The 8,591-nt window shown below is 43.9% G+C and carries 6 protein-coding genes and 3 tRNA genes; 2 read left to right on the top strand and 7 right to left on the bottom strand.

Annotated elements, in window-relative coordinates; all coding sequences use genetic code 11:
* Positions 1-91 precede the first annotated feature (91 nt).
* The 6 genes from EI161_RS12330 to EI161_RS12305 form a co-directional block, all read right to left on the bottom strand.
* Positions 92-1,027, bottom strand: coding sequence for an AraC family transcriptional regulator (locus EI161_RS12330; RefSeq protein ID WP_192524622.1), 936 nt, complete (start codon positions 1,025-1,027; stop codon positions 92-94).
* A gap of 406 nt (positions 1,028-1,433) precedes the next feature.
* Positions 1,434-1,509 (bottom strand) — tRNA-His (locus EI161_RS12325).
* A 40-nt stretch (positions 1,510-1,549) separates the two neighbouring features.
* A tRNA-Arg gene (locus tag EI161_RS12320) sits at positions 1,550-1,626 on the bottom strand.
* Between the two features lie 111 nt (positions 1,627-1,737).
* Positions 1,738-1,814: transfer RNA gene (locus tag EI161_RS12315), tRNA-Pro, on the bottom strand.
* A 235-nt stretch (positions 1,815-2,049) separates the two neighbouring features.
* Positions 2,050-3,621, bottom strand: a complete 1,572-nt coding sequence (locus EI161_RS12310) for an McrC family protein (RefSeq protein WP_192524621.1) — start codon at positions 3,619-3,621, stop codon at positions 2,050-2,052.
* A 15-nt stretch (positions 3,622-3,636) separates the two neighbouring features.
* Positions 3,637-5,103, bottom strand: a complete 1,467-nt coding sequence (locus tag EI161_RS12305) for an McrB family protein (RefSeq protein WP_225735378.1) — start codon at positions 5,101-5,103, stop codon at positions 3,637-3,639.
* 461 nt (positions 5,104-5,564) lie between these two features.
* Here EI161_RS12305 and EI161_RS12300 point away from each other — a divergent pair, with 461 nt between their 5' ends.
* Complete coding sequence (locus EI161_RS12300; protein WP_192524620.1) at positions 5,565-6,299, top strand: DUF4442 domain-containing protein; 735 nt, start codon at positions 5,565-5,567, stop codon at positions 6,297-6,299.
* Positions 6,300-6,351: 52 nt separating this feature from the next.
* Positions 6,352-6,855, top strand: a complete 504-nt coding sequence (locus tag EI161_RS12295) for a RidA family protein (RefSeq protein ID WP_192524619.1) — start codon at positions 6,352-6,354, stop codon at positions 6,853-6,855.
* 13 nt (positions 6,856-6,868) lie between these two features.
* Here the strand turns inward: EI161_RS12295 and gspE are convergent, their stop codons facing one another.
* The gene (gene gspE / locus EI161_RS12290) at positions 6,869-8,422 is read right to left on the bottom strand and encodes a type II secretion system ATPase GspE (RefSeq protein ID WP_192524618.1); all 1,554 of its coding nucleotides are present in this window, start codon (positions 8,420-8,422) and stop codon (positions 6,869-6,871) included.
* Between the last annotated feature and the right edge of the window lie 169 nt (positions 8,423-8,591).

The raw sequence follows: 8,591 nt of genomic DNA, 5'->3' as shown, positions 1-8,591 counted from the left end.
TATGCCTTACATCCACCCCATAGAAGAACCTGGTTTTACGGCACTTTTTGATAAAACTCATTATTTTAAAAACAAGTTCGCTGACTACAAACTAAGCGATGCTGTCTTTTTGATACTGCTGGCGGTACGCTTTTGGTGATATACCGTATACCCGTTTAAATGCTTGGCTAAAGGTTGAGTCTGAGGCATAACCGACCAGCTCACTGATACGGCTAATACTGTTTTGCTGCAAGCGCAGATAACGAGCGGCCAGACGCAAGCGATAATCAATAAGATAGGCCAATGGCGGCATACCAACCGTATCTTTGAAGCGCTGCGCAAAGCTCGACCGCGACATACCTGCCACTTCAGCGAGCTTATGAATCGTCCAGTTTTGGTCCGGTGCTGCATGCATCGCGGCCAGCGCTTTGGTCAAGAACGGATCTTTCATCGCCTTTAGCCAGTTTTCGGTCACGTCGGGTAAGCTTTCAATATAGACGCGCAAACATTCAATCATCATAATACTTGCCCAATGGTTGATGACCGCCGTTTTTCCCATGCGCTCACGCTCAGTTTCGAGAGTCAGTAGCTTAATCTCGACATCAATAACCTCAAACCTGCCATCAGACTCATCATTGATTTCAGGCAATATTGGCGGCAACACAGACAACAAAGGACGGATCATCTCTTTATCGTACTTGCATTCTATAAGAATCAAAGACGAATTAGAGTCACCATCACCGTGAAGATCAAGCGTATTTTCTTGACAATTCAGCAGTAGCTCATCCAATGGTTGGGCATCATCACCATGATAGTTCAGCGCATAGCTGGTGTGCTGATGCGCACTAGGGATCATAATAATATCGCCAGCATGGGTTTCGCGTAACCCATTGCCCACATCGATACAAAAACTACCGGACATCACCAAATAAAATAAAATCGTATCTTGTCTGGTGAGGGTATAAGACCAATTGCCGACCCCATTTAAACGATAGTATTTGGTTTCAAACAAATGCACGTTTTGTAGCAATACGCTCAGTGCGTCCATCAACCACTTCCTTAATAACCGATATCCAATAACCATCAATTCTAACAAAAATAAATAGAGTCAGTCCAAATTAAGTCGGGCACATTTTCAATATATAGTTAAAATACTTTAAAAATCGATTTTACTTTTCACTGACTATAGTCGAGCCACTATAAAATAAACACCCTGCTACTGGGATAAGTGTTGCGCAAGCTGTTAGGGCGTGCTGAAGATTTATAGATAGGTGCTCTTTATAAATAGCTACTTCTTATGAAAAAGAGACATTGCTTATGAATAGCTGGGAAGAATAATATCAAACAGACAGGCACAAAAAAATGCCAACAACGGCAAATATAATTACTATAAAAGGTTTTTTAACACAGAGGAGATGTTATATAAATGATAACAGGTAATGCAGAATAAAATATGGGGCGACTGATGGGACTCGAACCCACGACAACCGAGATCACAACCCGGGGCTCTACCAACTGAGCTACAACCGCCATAACTATTGCCAAGAATAGGCAAGATTTGCAGGCTAAATGGTGCGCCTGGCAGGATTCGAACCTGCGGCCACCTCCTTAGAAGGGAGATGCTCTATCCAACTGAGCTACAGGCGCTCTTAGAGGACTTTTACATAACTGGGATAACTTATAATATCGTCTGCTTATAATATCAGAAACTAAACCATTATACATAAAAAAAAGCCTGTAAGGCTCTTATAAAATAGATGGTCGGAGTGATAGGATTCGAACCTACGACCCTCTGGTCCCAAACCAGATGCGCTACCAAACTGCGCCACACTCCGAAATTTCTATTATCACGATAGTTTCGTTGATTAACTCGTTATTGGTAATACCGCTAACTTGTTAATGTTCCTCGCTATCGAGGTGCACATATTAAGGGGTAAAACCGATTGTGTCAACACCTATTTTTAATTAATTTCAAAAACTGCTAAATTATTTTAAAAATACTGTTTTCACATGGAAACAACTTCGACAAAAATTCTTGCCAGCGATGATCCCCAAATATCGATAGCGCCATTATACTACATTCGCTTCTGGAAGCAAGCCACCATTTATACTACCCGTTAGAACATCGAACGGTATCAGCCATAGCTGTGCAGGAGACGCGACTTTATCATCATGGCTACTGGCATAACTATTAGCATAGCTATTGGCGTTTTTATCCTGATAGATTTGTTGTTTCAACGCGACTGGCTGTCTTTCGTCACCGCGTACAGGATAAACCAGCCAAACCTGATCCGCTTGATAAGCCTGTGCATAGCTGATTAATTGATAAGCATCACTAGCACTAACATCAGATGCATGAGATAAGTGTTTCCATTTGATATCGATCACGTGGCTATAACGACCCGACTTTTCACTATCTAATTCTCTTTCCCCTGATTCTCTGATGTTTTCTGCTACTGTATTATCCTGATTTTGATAACTATGATCTTCAGTAGCGGCCGCTTGATAGATCAGTAAATCAGGACGGATGGACAAGCAGGCCTGCCCTGCTGCATCGCTTAGCCACACATGTTGTGTTTGATAGAGCGGTCGATAATCAGCATCTAATTGCTGAAATATCGAAGCGAGTCGTTGACTTGCCCATTGTTCAAAAGCTTGATTCATATCAATCAATAGACATAAGCGCCGCGTAGTATGCTGACGGTTAAATGAGCGTTGCGTATCCATGCCATTGCCCGTTGCAGTCGCTGACTGTTGCAATAGCCAATACGCTAAATCTACTAATTGTTGAGCCGCTTGTAATTGCTGCGCCCTAAGTGGCTGCATCGCCAGCTCGCGCTTTGCTTGGGCATATACAGATTCTAGCCGCTGCATGTCATAAGGCGTAAGCGTAGAAACGGGTTGCCATAACTGCCAAAACTTAGAAGAAGTTGATTGAGATAGCGTGGACTGAAAAAATAAAGGCGTCAACAAAACCAATGCGCTCTTAATCAAGCGATTACCCAGCATATCTTGGCTCAATATACTGCTTTCACAGACAAACTTATGCGGCTGCATACTATTATGGCGCAGCTGCTCTTTGATGAGTAGTCGGCCTTGTAGCGACGCTTGGTTGTGAACTTGCGATTGATAGTGCTTGATCGGTTGATAATGAGTAAGTCGTTGCAAAAACTGCGCAATCAACCAATCTGATAAGGGCCATACTTCTAACGGTAACGCGGCGACTTGGTTGCTAAATTGACCAAAGTTTTTGCTGCTAGGTAACTTGCGATGGGTGCGCTGGCTGCTACCGGTCAAGTCGGACAGCATATGTTGCACCCAGTGGCGAGTTTGGGCGATATCGTTACTTTCAACTGACTTATTAAGTTTGGGCAGTATCTCAAGCGACAGGCCACTTGGTAATAAAATAATGCCAATATAATGCCCGACCTTTAACTGCCATTGCCCCTGCTGACGTTTGATACTAAAAACCGAAAACTCTTGCGCCATTAACCAGTGAAAGTCTGACGCTTGCAAAAAATCATGAACCGTCAAGCGTTGGTGCTCAAAGACAGTGACCACACTTGCATCAGCCGCCTCAATATAAGCGTTATTCATACCATTGCTGGTAGTATTACTTTGGAGGTTTTGACCGCTATTCATCACTGCTTGACCGCCTTATGGGTATAAACGCTGGTAGACAATGGCTTTGATAAACGCGCCTGTCTTGGCAATAAGGTCGGCATTAATATTATAGCTTTCTGCAGCCATGGGCTGACCAAGCAATGAGCCATGCCCCGCAAACAGCGGGTTTTGGGCGGTTATATTATTTTGACTGTCCCTCTTATTGCTCGAATCATGGTTTATGAGCATTTGGCTATCCTGAATAAACTGTGCCTGCATTGGCTGCTGCTCGTCTTTAAAAATATACTGCAAAACAGAAACTTGCCCGCCTGCCGCTTGGGCCAATTGCGGGATAATCTGTTCAATCAACACCGTTTGTAATTCAGCAAGACTGTATACGGACCATAAAAACGCGTGACCCAATTGCGCCTCCGCTCCTAGTGTTTGAGTAATACGATTGTTTAAACCCATCAATACTTTGGCCAAATCAATGGATTCAGCTTCGTTAGCTGGCTCTAAACCTGCATTTATACTAATAACCGGTAGTAATTCAGGCTGCGGCGGGCAATCGACAAAGCGAAAGCGTCGACGTAATGCCATATCGAGTGGCGCTAAGGAGTGATCTTGGGTATTCATGGTGGCATAAATATCGACGTTGGCAGGGACGCTAAACGCCCGTCCAGAATAGGCCAAATTAACCGTCATCGCGTTTGCCATGCCATCCCGCTTATCTGGCTCAATCAAACTGAGCAGCTCACCGAATACTCGTGAGACGTTGGCGCGGTTAATCTCATCAATTAGCAGCGCATAACGCTGTTCAGGGTCACGGGCGGCGCGCTGACACAGCTTTAAAAATGCACCATCTACAATCGCGTAGCTCATTTGAGGTTGGCTATGCTGTGGTGTGCTTGAAGCTGCCATCACAGGACGAAGACCTTCCACAAACTCTTCGTAGCCATACGCTTGATGAAAGCTGACCATACTAAAACGCTGCTGGCTAAAATGATGCTCTTGATTGATATTATTGTCACGCTGCGCTTGCTGAAACTCGGCAAGTTGCTGCGACAACTCGGTTAAGAAGTCCATACTTTCTGGAAGCAAATACCATGCACCACTATGGTCTTTATCAAAATAGGCTTGGCTGGATCGGTTTTTATAGGTCACTGTTTTTGAATTAGCAGGGCTATGCATTTGTAGTACTGACCATGCCGTATTACTTAAATTATTTTCACGGGCATTTTGTGCGGCTTTAGCAGAAAAAAACTCATGGCTAACGATTTCTGGTACTTTTAACAAATCTTTTTTCTTATTATGCATATCTAAAAATATCAGACATAGGACTTCACGCCAGCTAAAATCTTGTAATAGCTGTACGAGTAAATCTTCATTATTCACTTTAGGCAAATAATCGGTATAGTGTTTCGCGATTTGTAGCAATCGATAGGTTTTACCTGTACCAGCAACACCCTTATAAATCATATTGGTTGGCTTGTGAACAGAAAAATCAGGCATATTAGACATTGCATTATCCAGCATTAAAAAGTCGCGTAAAAAGTATATAAGCCGCGCTATTATAGGGCGACCATTTGGCATATAAGGGCGACCACTTGGCATATATAGCCGATCCACTATAAAAAATACAGTGCTACTGGGATAAATTTTGCGCAGCCTCTGTCTGCACAGGCACAGCAAGAAAGAAAAATTTGTCCCAGTAGCGCGTGATAAACTTTATCCTTATTTTATTTAGGACTGACTATAGCAATGCTATTTCTATCGTCCAAGGTATCGTTTAAGGTGTCGTTACGTTACTATTATTTTATAAGCGCTACAGTTCATGGTAATAATAGTAGGGACCCATCAGTTAATGTACCATAGTTAAAATAGCTGCTAGGATAAAGCTCGTTAGGCTATTATGTACCATATAAAATTTTTGACGATCGTGTCACTAGCATTGTAAAACCAATCTCATTGAGGAATTTCGTATGTCAGGATTATTAAAAAAACTACCTACTAAGCTGGCCAATAAATTACCAGCCAAAGTATCTGACAACACAATCTCGTCCGTTGAACAGCCACACACGACCCTTAAGCCTATCAGTAATCAGTTTACCAAGCTGTTATCCGTTACCAAATATTTACCCGCTGGTGCGCGCTCGAGCATTTTATCCAAAGCATTTGGTAAAGTAGTGCCTTATGTAGGCACAACGGGTGTCTACTATGAAACAGTCGAACCAAACCAAGTGGTGGTGAGTTTAAATAATACCAAAGCGGTACAAAACCATATTGGTTCTGTCCATGCCGTTGCTATTACTTTACTCGCGGAAACGGCGACAGGCTTTATTTTGGGCTTAAACCTACCTTCTGACCGTGTGCTCTTGATTAAATCGTACTCAGTGAATTTTTATCGTCCGATTAAAAAAGGTCAGATTGCCGCCGTATCGTCGTTAACTGACGAGCAACGCCTAGATATTTTAAACACCCCAAAAGGCGAAATGGTCATCCCTTGTGTGATTCATGATCGTGAGTCTGACAGCGACCGTGACCCTATCGTGGTTGAGATGACGTGGGCGTGGATACCCAAATCTGAATTAGAAGCGCGCCGTCAAGGCAATGCCAGCAGCAAGTCGACAGAGTCTAACCCTGAAACTGATACTGATACTGAAATCCAGAAAAACGACCAATTATCTGCTGATGATGAAACAGCTGCAAATAAATAGTTTAGAATAAGTAAAAACTCGTGCAACATAAACTTATAATAAGGAGACAGCGATGTCCAAAATGACCCATAAAAAACTTGCCCATAAACTCAGCAGTAATCTATCTAAAGCATTACTAATAGGCGCCTGCTCATTAGGACTCGCTATGACTGCTAATGCTGCGCCAGCGGCCAATACCGCTACTATAACCAAGTCTAGCCCGGTATTTTTAGGCGACGGCGGTAACTATCCTTTTTCAGAAGCGGTGCGTGTCGGCGATACGTTATACATGTCTGGTCAAATTGGCTTTAAAGATGGCAAATTGGTCAAAGGCGGTGTCAAAGCTGAAACCAAACAAGCACTCGATAATATTAATGAAACCTTGTTAAAGCACGGCTACCAAAAGACAGATATCGTTAAATGTATGGCCATGCTAACTGATATGGACGACTTTGATGATTTTAATAAAGTCTATAAAGCAGAGTTGGCCAAACCTTACCCAGTACGCTCTGCCTTTGGTGTTGCAGAACTGGCTGCAGGCGCCAGCGTTGAAGTTGAGTGCACCGCTGCAAAATAAGTGCGTTAAAAAACTAGCCTATGATAGCGTCATCAGTTAGGGCGCTTTCTTTGGTCACACGCAGTACTTCTTCTAGCGTTGTCCGCCCCTCAATCACTTTACGTAGCCCATCAGCACGAATCGATGGCGTCTGCTGGCGTGCGTAGTCTTCTAGCTCATATTCAGCCGTATTACTATGTATCATACGCCGCAAAGCATCATCAATAGGCACGACTTCGTATATTGCCGTCCGTCCTTTAAAGCCAGACTGATTGCATTTATCACAGCCGACTGGCTTGGGTAGGTTGATTGGTTTATTTACTAGGCTTTCGGCACTACCTTTTGAAGCTGGCTCAATACCAATCTCTGTAAACAATTTGGCTTGCTCGCTATCCGCTGCCTGCCAGCCATGGCAATGTGTGCATAAAGTACGCACCAAGCGCTGCGCCACCACGCCAATCAGTGACGATGACAATAAAAATGGCTCAACGCCCATATCTTGCAAACGCGTGACCGCACCAATGGCGGTGTTGGTATGCAAAGTAGACAATACCAAATGCCCTGTTAAAGACGCCTGTACCGCAATTTCTGCCGTTTCTAAATCGCGAATTTCACCCACCATCACCACATCTGGATCTTGACGTAACATCGCGCGCAGACTCTTGGCAAAGGTCATATCTACTTTATTATTAACCTGTGTTTGACCAATACCGTCGAGCTGAAACTCAATCGGATCTTCAGCAGTCAAGATATTGCGAGTTTGATCATTTAGATCAGTCAATGCTGAATACAGCGTGGTGGTTTTACCAGAACCCGTTGGCCCTGTCACGAGAATAATGCCATGCGGGCGATGGATTAAGCGCTTTAGCTCGCTATAATCATTATCAGACAAGCCCAAATAAGTCATATTCAGCCGCCCTGCTTGTTTGTCTAATAAGCGCATCACGACTCGTTCACCAAAACTCGATGGCAGTGTCGATACCCGTACATCGACTTCGCGCCCTGCCAAGCGTAAACTGATGCGCCCATCTTGCGGTACGCGCTTTTCAGCGATATCGAGTTTGGCCATGACTTTAATACGCGATACCAGTAATGGCGCTAATTGGCGTTTGGGGGTGATGATTTCTTTTAACTCACCATCGACACGAAACCTTACCACCAAGCGTTTTTCAAAGGTCTCGATATGAATATCTGAGGCATTAAGACGAATGGCCTCGGACAACAGCGCATTAATCAGACGAATAATGGGCGCATCGTCTTGTTGATCCATCAGATCTTCAGTTTCAGGGACGCTGTCCGCCAAACTATCAAGGTCAGGATGGTCTTCAAGCCCAGCGGCAATATGTTGTGATTCGCCTGTGTTCCCCGCATAAGCGGCATTCATGCGTTTTTCAAAATCATCGGAGCTGACGCTTTCGTATGTGGGTACGCCGCGTACGCCCTGCTGCTGTAAAAACCGCACCGCTTCATTGATTGCCGATAGTGGCGTGGCTTTGGTCAGCACCAAAGTCGTCGGCAGCTCAGGATCGATAGCCAGTATGGCTAAGATTTGATGGCGTTTCGCAAAACTGTATGGCAGTTGCATCATAAAGACGACCTGATAGATGAAGGTGGACTCAAAGAGAAAACGGTGCTAAAAATAGTACTAAGCAATAGTACTATTGCTTAGGGGCTGTATAGAATTCAAATCAGCGGCAGCCAGATAAAGACACAAGCGAGAATTACGGCAGCCTCATAGCTGGCTTTAAGCTTATCAT

The sequence above is a fragment of the Psychrobacter sp. FME5 genome (genome assembly GCF_014861375.1).
Lineage (GTDB): Bacteria > Pseudomonadota > Gammaproteobacteria > Pseudomonadales > Moraxellaceae > Psychrobacter.
This window is presented reverse-complemented; position numbering and strand designations above follow the sequence as displayed.